Consider the following 12,260-nt stretch of genomic DNA (forward strand, 5'->3'; position numbering starts at 1 on the left):
GAGGGGATTTTTGTTATGTCAGCGAAGAGAGGCCACACCTTTAATCGGCATAGCGGAGAAACGAAGAAAGAAGTTGTTCGCCTGCGAGTGGAAAAAGGCGGGCGTACAGTCGGATCAAGAAGAAATTTGGGATTAAAAGCGAGAGCTAGATTATCACATGGGTTCGTAAAAGCCAGAATGGAGAGGGTTTTGAGGATTACCATGGACGTTGGACGAAGAAGCATTTCAGTAGTGCAGAAGAAGAAAATGCTTATTTGAAAGCACAGGTAGAATATCTAAAAAAGCTCATTCCAAATTCGCACGGATAGGAAAGTTGGATTTCGAAGCCCGGTGCTAATCCGTTCGAGAAATAAGCAAGTGGGCAACTGTGGTTTGGCTGTGTAAAATTGCCGAACTTTCGCAGGCAGGTTACTACAACGGGAAGAAAAATACTGCCCCAGAGAGAAACGGGCAGATCGGGATGCAGCTCTACGACTCAAGGATGAAATCAGGATATCAATAGCAGCGAAAGCTCAGGTTGACGTCTGATTTAATTTGTAACGATCACTATGGAGCTTATTTGGCAGTAAAACTCCTTTTTCAAATTCTAACGATCACTACGAAGCTTATTTCCAAGAAACATACCACAAAATGGCCAAAAGACAGCTTTTCTATTGAAATAGCGTTACTGGTGATCGTTAGAATTTTAGTATGGTTAAATCCAGCCAAATAACGTCTCTGGTGATCGTTAGAAGTTAGTTAACATGAAATCAAGATACAGGGGGAACATATCTATGTCATATCCATTCGACTGTATTACAGCGTTTATGTTTTTTGAAACAAAAATAGAAACCGCTGATGTGATCTTGATTCCAGGAGGAAGCCATCCGCAATTAATGGAAAGTGCCGCTGAGCTATATCATCTAGGACTTGCACCGTATATCCTTCCCTCAGGCGGATCAACACCGAATGTAGAAACGACAGAATGGGAATTCCTTCATAACATTGGAATAGAACTAGGTGTACCCGAAACAGCCATTTTGCGTGAGGATCAGGCCACAAACACCTTTGAAAACTCAAAATTTTCGAAGCATGTCCTTCACCAAAAGGGGATCGATCCGGCTAAGGCAATATTAGTTTGTAAATCGGTTCATGCTCGCCGTGCCTTACTGACGTATCAGACTGTTTTTAATGAGACGACTTTCTATGTGAAACCTGTAACCGATAAAAGTGGGATTACCAAAGATAACTGGTATCTTGATGATATGAAAATTGCTCCCGTGATGAAAGAGCTAACCAAGGTAGGACAATACTTTGCCCATCATATCCCGAATTGGGTCAATCGTCCAAACTAGCTGTACATACTCATTAAGCTGTTGCGATAGCACAACGTCCCGTGGTCGATTTTTGAAAATTCCAACCTGTCCGTTCTCTCAAAAAGCATACACATACACCTTGGTTCGCAACGCATCGCGACAGGTGATGGTACGTAACGGTTCTTTGCCTGGCAATGCAAAGCAGACGCTAATGACCTTCGCCCCCGGCGGCAGTTCCCGTTGGAACTTGTCCACGAGCCGAGTCATTGCACCTGGAAACAGGTAACAAATTACACAGTCAGCATGCGCATAGGAACAAGTGTAAATGTTACCGCGAATGAAGCGCAGACGCCCCCTCAACGAATGCTGCTGCCCTCCCGCTCGGCGGAGCCATATACTGAGCCATGTCAGCCATTGAGAAGTCCATAGTGGGATGGGTGAATTTTCAATGCCCGTCAATCTTTTGCCAGGACAATGCTTTACTACATCCATACCAAGTGTTCCCCAACCGGAGCCAGCTTCCATGATGTCACCATAACCCGATATACGATTGACCTCCTGAATCACCATCTGCCTGACCCGGCGGGACGTGGGCATGGGTGAGATTCCATTTTTCCAGCTTACGATCACGATCCATACAACAGCGATCAGCGTTAACACAGCGATGAGCCATGGCATCAATTGAATAATCATCATGACCTCATCATAACAAAGGGAAGCTTCGGCGGTCTATGATCGCGCAGAAGCTTCCCCTTGTTATGTCTATATTCTTTTAGAAGGCCTTATCATTATTACTTGGCAGTACTGTTTAGAGGTTGTAATGCAACTATTCACCAGTTTCCCCGACATGAGACTTCATGTATACCCCTTTTTTGTACACGGATTTAATCGTAAAATGAATGCCCAGCTTGCGATTCGTGCGGTAAATCAACGAGTTAATCTCGTCGATACCCACCGGATCACTCTCCAGCATACTTCGTTCTGGCCATACCTGAGCTATGATCTGCTCTCTGGTTACAAAATGATCCAGTTCACTGTACAGCAGCTTGAACAGTTGATACTCCTTTTTGGATAATGGAATCTCATCCTCGTTCACCTGCACCGTCTGCAAATGATCTTGTAAACGCACACCCTCACCGAGTAGATCAGATAGACGATACTCTCTCGTTTCTCCGAGGTCACCTTCCACGCGGAGGTGGATCAAGCCGTTGACCAGTGTCAGGCTGTCCCCTTCGCCAAACGGATATTTCTCATATGGAACGAGGCGTTGCCCGTTGAGTTCGGTTCCATTTTTGCTATCCAAATCCTCGATCCAGAGCTGTTCTTTCGTGTCATAATGAATGCGGCAATGCCGCTTCGAAATCATCTGATTATAGATGGACAAGTCCAGTTCACTGACACCTGTGTAACGCCCCACCGTAATTGAGCGGCCCTGGCTCACATAGGCGAATGAACCGTCACTCTCCTGCCCCGGCGTACGAATGACGATTTTTGCCGTCTCCCGCATGTTATTCCCCACCTTTAATGTCACTCAATCTCTATCTTTGTATTCGAGTACTGATAAATTCATCAGATTTGCTCCATTGTTTGCATGTCTGCCATTTCATATAGTGATATACAGGAACACCATAGACTTCAACAGACTTAAATACACATTACTCATTCTATTACTATACCAGACGTTGTGCTTTTTTTCTCATAACGGCCTGACGGACGGCTTTAGCTTATTTAACAAGAGAGGTATTTCTTATGAAGAAAAAAACCATTTTGATATACGTACTGCTTGCCTTCGCTTTATCCATCACTCTAACCGTACTATCTCGTGTGAGTGACGATAGCGGTGTATCACCAGAGGGGACATCGGCCTCCGAGATCTCTTGGTTACGAATGAAAAATCAGCCCTAAAGCGGCCGCTACTCTATTATAAACGTGACTCACGTGCAAAACGTTTCACGAATGTCATCTATACGAAACATTTCCAAGTACGTCCTTCATTTCAGATTAAGGGGAGGAATTACGGTGAAAAGAAATATCATTCATGCTATCACATGCGCTCTTTTTACCGCTTTGATTCTCAGCAGCTGTCAAAACTCTGATCAGACCAATCAAGCGGAAATCAATAAAACACCAAGAGAACTCGAGTCCTTCTTTCCAGGCAACATCAATGAAGCGGATTCAATCGAAATCATGAGTGGTAGTGATGGTTCTAGAAAAATGACTACCGATCCCCAACTAATTCAGGACTGGATTGAAAAGGTACGGCATTTAAAAATCGTCCTGAATCCACTTCAGGAAGATACAACAGGGGTTCTGTTTCATGTGACGTTGTTTAAACAAGAGGAGGTTCTATTTTATATGGTACCTACTAATATAAATCATCATCCAATCGAGCCACATAGCGAACTGGCGAACCTGATGACTGAGCTGTACAAAACACTGAAATAACTTTTAGCATATGTAAAACGACTTCCATAAGAAAGACTCTGAAATTGCCTCAATTCCAGAGTCTCCTACAACATTTAACGAAGTATATAGTTTACTAAGCACAGCCTTCTTCTAACATAAGTTATTACGACAGTCGCTATAGGCTTACATCAGTGCTTCTCCTCGTCCGACTCACCCTCGGCCTTCACTGCACTTTCCCTCGCCTGAATCTCCTCCATCCGGCTAGATACCTTCTGATATAGGTAAGAGATGCCCAACAGCAGCAGACCAAAGCTGAAATACGCAAAGATTTTGCTGCCTGCGGTCAGCAAACTCACATCGTAGAACACCATCTTGCCTGTGGCGAACAACGTCAGACCCAGACCGAGGCGCCGAATCATGACGTATTTTCGACGGAATCCATACGCGATATAGAGAATCGCCAGCACCAGATAGATCAAGCTGAACATCAGCCCCACGTCGCCCCACTGGAACTGAATGGTCAGGAACACGGTGATAACGCCGAGCAAGTAGATCGCCGCAATAACGGGATACCACTCGACACTTTTGAACTGACCACGTATTCCCGCGATTAGCAGGTCTCGCCCCGCGAAGAATACACCCACGTTGAAAATAATCAGGACAACCAGTCCGACAATCTCGGCCGCCGTATGCTGCTCCACACCTGGCTGCAATGCAGGCATCGTCAAGGTTACCGCCAGTGCAATACAGCACCCAACGCCATGCAGGAAGAGTGTATATCCCCGCAGGAACGGATCACGAAGCAACTTCACTTTGCCCAGTCCATACGCCAGAGCAATCGTTAGCGCCGCAAACATAAGCAGCTTGTAGAACATATATAACAGGAACGTTTCATCAAAAGCCCTGACATACAGTTCGTTCGATTCATAGAGCACATATAACCATACATTCACAAGGGTCACATACCTGAAACCTTCCAGGAAACTGCGCTCCCACGGGGCGTAGCTAAGTCTTCTTCCCATTCCTTCGGAGGCGTTTCCGCGCAGCGCCCAAGCATAATAAAGCGTAATGAGTAGGGTTCCCAGCGTAAGGCTGGAGTATTTTAACATGAAGTACGAGTGTTCCCCCACAAAGAACAACGACAACAGATCATACTGCACAAAGATTGTAATACATAGAAGCACGATGCCCCAGCCCGCACGCTCGACTGCCTTGAATTTTCTGAAATGTCCAAACGTCACGAGCAACACGCCTTCAATCAACCAGCCCATTGACAGCCATCTCGAACCAAACTGGAACGGGATGAGCAAAATCGTGAAGGTGAGCGACGTAAGATAGAACAGCAGAATCGTCTGTTTCTCCTGTGCCATATAACGCTGAACAAACCGCGCAAGTCCAAGATATACGAGTGCAAAAATAACAGCAAGCAATCCCTGCGCATCATTCCAGCCGGCTGCATCGAGCAGTACATACAAGACGAGACAGCTTAAGCTCGTATTCATGGCAAGTAAAGCAAAATCCCACCAGGTCAGCTTCACCCGATGTTTAAATGGATAGGCGAGTGTAATACCCAGGTACAAGGCAAATGTCACGACAGAATACAACATGCCCACCTGCTCACTTGGCGATAACCAAAGTAGAATCAGCATCGACGGCGCATGGAAAAGGAAGCTAATATAGTGCACTATCGGCCAGCGCTGCCCAAAGGAAATGAATACAATGATGCCATTTAGCAACAACAGGTAAATCATCGCGGTATAGACCGCTGTGCCCTCGAACCCAAACGTGAATAGGTATGAGAAGAATGGTAAATATCCACCCACTAGACCAAAGGAACAGATTGTCTTGGACTGATAACGCAACGACAACAACACGGATACAGCCGACACCAGAACGGATAGACCCAGGCCTGTATATAACCCGATAATATGCAACAGGAAGTAACTATAGAAAATCGAACCAAACAGTACGGAGATTCCTCCCCCCAGCAGTCCCATTGCAAATGTTTTTTGTTTCCGGCGGAACAGCCACTCCCCACCAGCTAACATCAGCGCACCGAGTAGAAAGAAACCCGCACCTTTCATCTCGTCGCTAAACCATGTTGAATAGGAGTATCTGAAGGCTGCACCCACCCCCAGGATGAGAAGCAGGATGGCTACTTTGTTAATCCAACTGAGACCAATGCGCATCTCCATCCGATTCTGCTTGATCCGGCGCTGAATGGTTTCCTCACTCAGTTCCTCCTCTGCCATATGGTCATAGCCATGTTGCATCTGTCCGCGCACAGCCTCGGCTCTCTCCCACACAGCCTGCTTGTGCGATTCAATCCGAGATTTCACCTCCGTTGCCAGGTAGGCAATACGTTCCTTCATTTCAGTCGCATCCTCCTGCAGATGCTGGGAAGCCTCATTGAAGAGAGTATTCAGATTAGATTTGGTGCGATACTCTAAATCACTGATATGGTCATTATGTACTGCTGTTTTTCCTTGAAAATACGTCTCCATTTTCTCCCGGGATACCCTTATCAGATTCAGCTTCTCGTCCAGCATCTGTTCGGACAAGGCCGTGCGAAGGCGTGCATTTTCCTCTTCCATCTGGCGTGCACGATGCTCCAGTTGTTGTAGCCTAAGCTGCTGAGCTTGCGTCTGTTCCAGCAACTGTTCATTACGAACCGTGAGGTCATCGGATTGATACTCCTGAAGCAGGGCCTGATAGTCCTTGGCGAGCTGCCTTTGCTGCTCCTGAACCTGCCTAAGCCGATCCTTAAATTCCTTCATGGACTTCCTCCATTGGTTGTCATAAGATGTTTTCCTATATTTTACTATACTTATGTCATAAATTGACGTTTTCATGATAACTTTCCACCTGATACAGTTCTAAACCGCTACAAAAAAAAACACCAGCACTCCAGGTCTGCGATATCACAGATGTCAGAAGATGCTGATGCTTAATTTATAAAAGTAAGGTGGAGATATCAAAAAAACGATCGAACTATACTATAGAAGGTAATTATAGAACGCCATTATGATTAAACGACTCAATGGGTCGGTTTAGGGATGGGGTTTTTCAAAAATACACCGTAGGACAATGCACCCAGAAGCAGCAAACCTGCGCCCAGCAAAAATACATTATTAAAGCTGCCTGTCGTGTCCAAGATGTATCCGGTTACAACAGGAGCAAGCGCAGCACCAAGGAATCCTCCAAAGTTCTGTATTGCACCCAAGGAGGCTACTTGTTCACCTGGAGCAATGTCTGCAGCCAGTGTCCATATGACACCTGATGGCAGTTGCGAAGCAAAGTAACCAACAGACAATAAAACGATGCTCACAACCGTACTGTCGATGAATGGGATAGGTGCTACCGACGCTGCGGCCAGAATAGCTCCACCAACGATAGGAACCTTACGTGAGGTCACTACATTTACTCCTTTTCGAATGAAAAAGTCCGAGATTAATCCGCCCAGTAACACGCCGATAATTCCGGCTACAAACGGAATCGAGGCAATCCAGCCCGTCTCCTTCAGCGTAAAGCCCTGCTCCTTCTCCAGATAGCTTGGAAGCCATGTCAGGTATACCCAGATCGTAAACATAATACCGAAGTTTCCGATGATCATAAACCAGGTGCTTTTATGTTTGAACAAAGAACCCCAGTTTGCTTTGGGAGCATCAGCAGTTTTTGCTTTTTCCGTACTTGTGCTCTGTTCAGCCGAAGCCTCCGGCCCTTTGATCAGCTGTTTTTCGGCAAATGTCGGATCACGATACACTTTGAGCCAGATCAGCATAATAATCAGACCAATGACACCGACAAAAATAAACATCCCTCTCCACGTCATCGTTAACATGAGAACCGTCAAAAGCGGCGGTGCGATCGCATTCGCAATCTGTGAACCCGTGTTAATAATCGAGGTAGGCAGTCCCCGCTCACTCTTGGCAAACCAGCGCTCGGTTACCTTCAGACCGGAGGTGAAGAAAGGAGATTCAGATACACCAAGCAGCATACGCATCGCGTATAACAGGGAGTACGTATTGGTAAAAGCACTCAATATGGTGGCCGTAGACCACAGTCCAGACGCCCAGGTAAACATCTTTTTAGGTCCAAATTTGTCCACGAGCCAGCCGGCTGGCAGATTCGCCAATGCATAAGGCCATAAAAAGGCGGATAACAGCAAACCCATCTGTGTGGAAGACAGCCCGAATTCCGCTGCTATCGTTGTATTTGCAATACTTAGATTGGATCTGTCCAAATAGTTTACAACCGCACCTAGGAGCAATAATAAAATGATGCCCCATCTCAAACCTACTTTCGGCGCTTGAGTTACCGAAGCAGGGGATGGTGATGGTTTTAATGTTGCCATGGAAGTCACTCTCCTCAACATACATAAATATTAAATTACTCAAATTATATATAATGAATAAATATGGAAATTAAAGGTTTGAACAAGCCCTACTCTTCCCCTATTAAGGAGAAGATTTTACTGAAGTATACGTTTTCATAACTGGGTAAAAACGCTCTATATCTCTACGGTTGTCCCAACATACTCCAGACCTTTGTCCCCCTGCATACTCACAACGACCAGCGTAGTGCAAAGCCCTGGTCGCTGTGAACTCCATTTACATATGCATGGGTTACCCGATCTGCTTGGGTTAATTAACGCGCAGCAGCTACCGCCTGCAGAAACTCTTCAGCAGCCTTCGTTACTCGTCCATAATCACCTGAATCCTTGGCTGCTTTGGTGATATAACTGCCGACACCAACGCCAACACAACCAGCCGCAAGCCACTCATTCACATTTTGCGGCGTAACTCCACCCGTAGGCGCAATTGCAGCTTGAGGCAGAGGCGCAGACATCGCTTTTACATACTGCGGTCCTACAGCTTCTGCCGGGAACAGCTTCACGATATCCGCTCCCGCTTCAAGCGTCTCTACAATCTCCTTGGCAGTGAACGCCCCGCTAACGGTTACTGCCTGGTAACGGTTAGCCACCTTGATCATATCAGGGTTGAGTTGAGGACTCACCAGCATCTCTGCTCCAGCCAGTATAGCAGCTCGTGCCGTTTCCCCATCGAGAATTGTACCTGCACCGATCAAAATACCTTGGGAAGCATATTTACGTGATAAAACCTTAATAACATCGAGTGCTCCCGGTACGCTCATCGTAATTTCAAGTGCCCGGATCCCTCCTGCAATTGCAGCTTCTGCAACGGATAGTGCCTCTTCTTCACTTTCTGATCGAATAATCAGTACAATGCCGGTTTCGGCAATGGTGTTCAAGTTCTCCAGCTTACGCCACATATCTGTATCCCCCTTAACTCATATGTCTATATAAGTTGACTAAAGACTTTACACAATCCACTCCGATGACAGAATAACCTGGAGAGTAGCGGTTATCCCCAGATTTTTTGATTCCCTTTCCAAAGGGGAAAATCCGGTGAACAGCGTATGCTTCCGATGCAGCTTTCTTGCAGAAAGCTTTCAGGCGACCGCTACGCTTTTTCAGGTTTTTTCTATCCTCTCCGTTAACCTGTAAATGAATAGTTCAACTTATATAGTTTCTTTGTCCTTCGCTTCACATCGGCTTACTCCTGTCTATGCGGATACAAGCGATCACCGCTGTAGCCCAGTTGACCTGAGAGCTTCCATGCTGCTTCTTTAACCAGCTTTACAATGCTAGCCTCACGTTCCGGGGTCATGCCAGAATACATACTAGCCACGCTGATCGCAGCCACTGGCTCGTCCCACTGATCATAGACAGCAGACCCGATGCAGTACATCTCCAGATGATCCTCACGGTCATCGATAGAGTAACCGCGCTCACGAATCTCCTGCATGTCCTGCAAAATATCGGAAACCTTCACTTTGGAGTAAGATGTGCGCGAAGGGATCTCGCCTTCCCCCAAAATCTCCATCACCTTGCTAGTCGGAAGAGCTGCAAGCAACGCCTTGCCCAGTCCGGTAGTATGCATATATCGGCGAGAGCCTAGCTTGGCCGTTGGACGCATCACTGAATAACTCTCCGCTTTGTCCAGATATACAATTCTTCCCTTGTCTTCAATGCCAAGAAAAGCCGTACTGCCTGTCTGACGATTCAATTCCTGAAGCAAAGGCCGGGCCATATGGGGAACTCCCATATTGGACAAATAAGCCATACCTGTCTCAAACACCGCAATACCCAGGCGATATGTCTTGAGACGTGCATCGTCCATTTCGATAAACCCTTTGTGCAGCAGCGTCTGCACGAGTTCAAACCCGCTGCTCTTGGGCATGTTCATCTGTTTGCATATTTCATTCAGTGTTAACGGAGCGCCACTCTTGGCAAATAATACGAGTAAATCTGCTACACGCTCCGCAGATTTATTCATGCGAATATTGTCCATGTTATCTCCTTCAAATTCTTCGACGTCGAAGTTCGCATATGTGAACTTATTTCACATCACCGAACGATGCCCTCATTATAGATCAGCCACTCAAAAAATATCAACCGCTTTCCCGAAAATTTTTTCTGAAATCTTTTTCCCCAAAAGGGATTGTTTTTCCGCAAGAAACAGTTTACTCTAGAAGCAAATGTTCACCAACACGAATTAAGTTCGCATATATGAACTATAAGAAAAATGAAATCTATTCATGATCTATATGATCCTGATAATCTGTAGGGGGAAGCACATGAAACCTGTACTGATTTTTCTAATTGGCTCCGCTGGCTCAGGTAAATCAACCATTGGCAAAAGACTAGCCACCGAGCATCAGTTTTGTTACTTGGATAAAGATGTTTTGTGTAACACGTTTACAGGAAAACTTCTGGAAACGCAAGGGTATTCTCCTCATGATCGTGACGGCAACAGCTATTACCGCGATATCGTGATGGATCTAGAGTACGAAACGCTACTGAACGTAGCCAACGATAATCTGCAACTGGGCAGATCGGTTATTCTCGATGCGCCTTTTGTTGGTTATTTTCATAAAAGCGGTTACATTGATGAGTTGGTTCACAAATACGGGTGGGATCAAGTCTTTCCTGTTGTGCTCCGGGTCGATGTAAATATGGATGTGCTTGAACAGCGCTTGCGAATTCGAGGGTTGGAGAGGGACAGATGGAAGCTCGAGCATTGGGATACTTTTGTGCAAGGATTGAAATCCAACGTCTGTACGTGGAAAAATATACAGCTGATCTCTGTTGATAACACTTCAGAAAATTTGGATCTGGATCAGCTGACTTCACAGCTGCCCTTAGCTGTAACCTCACTTGGTTCTTGAGGGATTAATCTAGGCGAAACAAATGGTTTGACACCGGTATAAACGCCTATATCCATACCTATACGACAAGCAAAAAAAGTACACAGAGAGCAACTGCCCTGCTGTGTACTTTGGTGTTTTTTATTTTATCATCAGCAAAGTGCGGAGCCCCACTGCTCCACATCGCTGCAAACCTAGTTTTTATCTGCTTTATTGCTTTTTTCTACTGTGCCACTTTCATCCGTCGATTCCGGTTCAATCAATTGCGTTGTGTTAGGATCTAACCAGCTGGCAATCATACCTCGCACATAGGTCAGGTCTTCATCAGACAGATCGTAGTACCACGTACCGCTGCGCATCGCTCCGTCGCCTTTCAGCATATAGTTGCTGATGGTTGGAATGCTGTCTTTCATATATAAAGCTTCGGCAAAATTTACGATAAAATCTGATTTCATATTCGTTGTAAAATTGGACCCGGCAATAGTAATGACGTCCGGAATTTTGGTCAGATTTTTGACCTCCAGCGCACGATTCATGAACGCACTCAGAAATATCCGATGACGCATCGTGCGGTTAAAATCAGAATCCTCGCGATAACGCACATATGCAAGTGCCTCTTCGCCGTTATAGATCGGTTTGTTAGCCTCTACGAATAACTTCTCATGGATCTTAAGTTTGTTCTCTATGTTTTTCTTGATCGGCAACTCAACGCCGCCAACCGCGTCTACGATGTCCTTCAACCCGTGAAAGTTAATCGCCGCATAGAAATCTACTTTGTTCTCCAGCAGCTTCTCCACCGTATCAATGGCCATCTTGGCTTCGCCGTGAGCATAGGCCGAGTTAATTTTAGATTTCACATCACGACCCACAATTTCGGTGTAGGAGTCACGTGGGATAGAAAGCAGCAGCACCTTATTATCCTTTGGACGCACGACAGAATAGATAATGGTGTCTGAACGGCTTGGTTCATTATCGCGCTGATCGATACCCAGTAGCAGTATTGAGAACGGGTCGGTATGCTCCACGATTTGAGCCTCTTCGTTACCAACAGCTTTATACGATTTGTCCAATGCTTCCTTTACCGTACCCGAGGCGAACATATTAAAGGCCAACCTCACAACTTCCTTTTGAAAAATAAACCCGAGTCCTCCCAGCACAATTAGTATGCTAAGAGTTATGATGAGTGGCTTTTTCCAACTTTTCTTCGGTTTCTTCGGCTTCCGTCTGGTTAAATGTGCAGCACTGTTTTCCATCATATCTCCTTTAATTGCGGTTTCTTCATTCATTTAACTATATTAATAACACGTTTTCAATAGATTACGTTATAAT

General features: G+C 45.7%; 12 protein-coding genes. 5 read left to right on the forward strand and 7 right to left on the reverse strand.

Features of this window, described 5'->3' with window-relative positions; all coding sequences use genetic code 11:
• The first annotated feature begins 15 nt into the window (after positions 1 to 15).
• Together AB4Z30_RS07875 and AB4Z30_RS07880 are read left to right on the forward strand one after the other, a co-directional pair.
• The gene (locus AB4Z30_RS07875) at positions 16 to 258 is read left to right on the forward strand and encodes a hypothetical protein (protein WP_441924998.1); all 243 of its coding nucleotides are present in this window, start codon (positions 16 to 18) and stop codon (positions 256 to 258) included.
• 515 nt (positions 259 to 773) lie between these two features.
• A complete protein-coding gene (locus AB4Z30_RS07880; RefSeq protein WP_441925000.1) occupies positions 774 to 1,334 on the forward strand; it encodes a YdcF family protein in 561 nt (186 codons plus the stop codon).
• Positions 1,335 to 1,412: 78 nt separating this feature from the next.
• On the opposite strand, the gene AB4Z30_RS07885 is transcribed toward AB4Z30_RS07880, so the two are convergent.
• A complete protein-coding gene (locus AB4Z30_RS07885) occupies positions 1,413 to 1,991 on the reverse strand; it encodes a class I SAM-dependent methyltransferase (protein WP_441925002.1) in 579 nt (192 codons plus the stop codon).
• A 130-nt stretch (positions 1,992 to 2,121) separates the two neighbouring features.
• Positions 2,122 to 2,802: an FHA domain-containing protein gene (locus AB4Z30_RS07890; RefSeq protein ID WP_441925004.1), complete on the reverse strand. Its 681-nt coding sequence runs from the start codon at positions 2,800 to 2,802 to the stop codon at positions 2,122 to 2,124.
• A 242-nt stretch (positions 2,803 to 3,044) separates the two neighbouring features.
• Here AB4Z30_RS07890 and AB4Z30_RS07895 point away from each other — a divergent pair, with 242 nt between their 5' ends.
• Together AB4Z30_RS07895 and AB4Z30_RS07900 are read left to right on the forward strand one after the other, a co-directional pair.
• The gene (locus AB4Z30_RS07895) at positions 3,045 to 3,200 is read left to right on the forward strand and encodes a hypothetical protein (RefSeq protein ID WP_441925006.1); all 156 of its coding nucleotides are present in this window, start codon (positions 3,045 to 3,047) and stop codon (positions 3,198 to 3,200) included.
• A gap of 114 nt (positions 3,201 to 3,314) precedes the next feature.
• Complete coding sequence (locus tag AB4Z30_RS07900; RefSeq protein WP_441925008.1) at positions 3,315 to 3,740, forward strand: hypothetical protein; 426 nt, start codon at positions 3,315 to 3,317, stop codon at positions 3,738 to 3,740.
• Between the two features lie 149 nt (positions 3,741 to 3,889).
• On the opposite strand, the gene AB4Z30_RS07905 is transcribed toward AB4Z30_RS07900, so the two are convergent.
• From AB4Z30_RS07905 to AB4Z30_RS07920, 4 genes are all read right to left on the reverse strand, one after another.
• Positions 3,890 to 6,478: a DUF2339 domain-containing protein gene (locus AB4Z30_RS07905; RefSeq protein ID WP_441925010.1), complete on the reverse strand. Its 2,589-nt coding sequence runs from the start codon at positions 6,476 to 6,478 to the stop codon at positions 3,890 to 3,892.
• Positions 6,479 to 6,738: 260 nt separating this feature from the next.
• On the reverse strand, positions 6,739 to 8,055 hold the full coding sequence (locus AB4Z30_RS07910) for an MFS transporter (protein WP_441925012.1): 1,317 nt from the start codon (positions 8,053 to 8,055) through the stop codon (positions 6,739 to 6,741).
• A 293-nt stretch (positions 8,056 to 8,348) separates the two neighbouring features.
• Entirely contained in the window at positions 8,349 to 8,993 is a 645-nt protein-coding gene (locus AB4Z30_RS07915) for a bifunctional 2-keto-4-hydroxyglutarate aldolase/2-keto-3-deoxy-6-phosphogluconate aldolase (protein WP_441925014.1), read from the reverse strand.
• Positions 8,994 to 9,277: 284 nt separating this feature from the next.
• A complete protein-coding gene (locus tag AB4Z30_RS07920) occupies positions 9,278 to 10,075 on the reverse strand; it encodes an IclR family transcriptional regulator (protein WP_441925016.1) in 798 nt (265 codons plus the stop codon).
• Between the two features lie 286 nt (positions 10,076 to 10,361).
• Here AB4Z30_RS07920 and AB4Z30_RS07925 point away from each other — a divergent pair, with 286 nt between their 5' ends.
• Positions 10,362 to 10,952, forward strand: coding sequence for an AAA family ATPase (locus AB4Z30_RS07925; protein WP_441925018.1), 591 nt, complete (start codon positions 10,362 to 10,364; stop codon positions 10,950 to 10,952).
• 173 nt (positions 10,953 to 11,125) lie between these two features.
• On the opposite strand, the gene AB4Z30_RS07930 is transcribed toward AB4Z30_RS07925, so the two are convergent.
• Positions 11,126 to 12,187 (reverse strand): LCP family protein, encoded by a 1,062-nt coding sequence (locus AB4Z30_RS07930; protein WP_441925020.1) that lies wholly within the window; start codon positions 12,185 to 12,187, stop codon positions 11,126 to 11,128.
• Between the last annotated feature and the right edge of the window lie 73 nt (positions 12,188 to 12,260).

Source organism: Paenibacillus sp. 2TAF8, from assembly GCF_052114825.1.
GTDB lineage: Bacteria > Bacillota > Bacilli > Paenibacillales > Paenibacillaceae > Paenibacillus.

Excerpts from the sequence above, each read along its gene's own strand:
- AB4Z30_RS07875 (WP_441924998.1), top strand. The coding sequence starts at position 16 with ATGTCAGCGAAGAGAGGCCACACCTTTAATCGGCATAGCGGAGAAACG.
- AB4Z30_RS07880 (WP_441925000.1), top strand. The coding sequence starts at position 774 with ATGTCATATCCATTCGACTGTATTACAGCGTTTATGTTTTTTGAAACA.
- AB4Z30_RS07885 (WP_441925002.1), bottom strand. The coding sequence starts at position 1,991 with ATGATGATTATTCAATTGATGCCATGGCTCATCGCTGTGTTAACGCTG.
- AB4Z30_RS07890 (WP_441925004.1), bottom strand. The coding sequence starts at position 2,802 with ATGCGGGAGACGGCAAAAATCGTCATTCGTACGCCGGGGCAGGAGAGT.
- AB4Z30_RS07895 (WP_441925006.1), top strand. The coding sequence starts at position 3,045 with ATGAAGAAAAAAACCATTTTGATATACGTACTGCTTGCCTTCGCTTTA.
- AB4Z30_RS07905 (WP_441925010.1), bottom strand. The coding sequence starts at position 6,478 with ATGAAGGAATTTAAGGATCGGCTTAGGCAGGTTCAGGAGCAGCAAAGG.
- AB4Z30_RS07910 (WP_441925012.1), bottom strand. The coding sequence starts at position 8,055 with ATGGCAACATTAAAACCATCACCATCCCCTGCTTCGGTAACTCAAGCG.
- AB4Z30_RS07915 (WP_441925014.1), bottom strand. The coding sequence starts at position 8,993 with ATGTGGCGTAAGCTGGAGAACTTGAACACCATTGCCGAAACCGGCATT.
- AB4Z30_RS07920 (WP_441925016.1), bottom strand. The coding sequence starts at position 10,075 with ATGGACAATATTCGCATGAATAAATCTGCGGAGCGTGTAGCAGATTTA.
- AB4Z30_RS07925 (WP_441925018.1), top strand. The coding sequence starts at position 10,362 with ATGAAACCTGTACTGATTTTTCTAATTGGCTCCGCTGGCTCAGGTAAA.
- AB4Z30_RS07930 (WP_441925020.1), bottom strand. The coding sequence starts at position 12,187 with ATGATGGAAAACAGTGCTGCACATTTAACCAGACGGAAGCCGAAGAAA.